The following is a 1208-nucleotide window of genomic DNA, read 5'->3' on the forward strand; positions in this document are numbered from 1 at the left end:
AATTTAGACGCCCATGCATAAGCATATCATCAACCGACAAAGAACTATTAGAATATATTCAAACACTTACTTGCGGGACAATAGTCAATAAAAAAAATTATAATCCTTCAAAACACAAAAATTCTTTCACATTGATTATTAAAAAAAAAGATAATGTGTTAATGATTTTAAATCATATATATCCCTATTTAAGAATCAAACAAAAAAAAGAAAGATGTTTGTGGATCATCCAAAGATACGAAATGGTAACACCACGGAACGGAAAGTATTCAAAATCATTATTAGAACAGAAATTGTTATTTGAGAAATCATTTTTTAACATTTAAAAAGACCAGCTTGATCGGCTGGTCTTGAGCCACCTATGTATGGTGGAGACGGTGGGACATGCTGTTCCATGCTTTCGTCATGGCACTGACTATATCTTGAACCTGATGTTTCAGGTCCCCCGGCGTATTATACGGAACATATATTTGCTGTTAACCAGCTGGTTTCCGTATCCTAGTACTACCGCGTGCGCGGCAGCCTATAAGTCGATACACGGCTGTTGGATTACTCCACATACCGCTCGGCATTGCCAATATCGCATGAATGCGACTTAGGTTTCACCGATAAAGCCGGGTTATCACTTATGTGTTGCCACATAAGGCGACTAATAATTAATCGAACCCACGTCCAAAGATAACGGCACTTAAGCTTCTACGAGTGTAGTCGATCTATTCGCGTTTCGCAAATCCGTCTGCCAATCGACAGGCGTCAGGACCGCTAGCCTGATTGCGCTCTTCCTTCGTCCTCAGGCGGAGGACAGCCGGCGTATCCTACTAAGAGTGAGTCCCTTACCCTACCACGTAGGCGATGGAGGGAGGAACAGCTAAAGTGCTATTAAGCAGCTAAAGCTAGGTTGTTGTTAGTTTTGCCAGTTATTGGCTTTGGCGTTTTAACGAGGCCGACCCCCTCGACTCGCAACTTAAGCTCGAACTACCCCTGTCGAATCCGTAGCGTCCCCATATAAAGTATGAGATGTGAAGAAATGTTCCTTCACAGTACTACGAGTATAACACAGAAAAGCAGCGAACTAAATGTCACTTTCTGTAAAAACTCAATCTTTCTGACGGTCGCGGAAGGCTCGCTCAATCTCGCGTTTAGCGTCTTTGCGCTTTAAATCTTCACGCTTGTCATAGTTCTTCTTACCCTTCGCAATCCCGATCAAA

At 42.3% G+C, this 1208-nt stretch carries 1 protein-coding gene and 1 other RNA gene; both read right to left on the reverse strand.

Annotated elements, in window-relative coordinates:
- Positions 1-657: 657 nt before the first annotated feature.
- Positions 658-995: a transfer-messenger RNA gene (ssrA, locus tag CGZ90_RS20060) on the reverse strand.
- Positions 996-1096: 101 nt separating this feature from the next.
- Positions 1097-1208, reverse strand: a 112-nt coding sequence (locus CGZ90_RS21160) for an SsrA-binding protein (RefSeq protein WP_240515505.1), incomplete at its 5' end; no start/stop codon positions are given.

This window comes from Fictibacillus aquaticus (genome assembly GCF_002245695.1).
In the GTDB taxonomy this organism is placed as follows: Bacteria; Bacillota; Bacilli; order Bacillales; family Fictibacillaceae; genus Fictibacillus; species Fictibacillus aquaticus.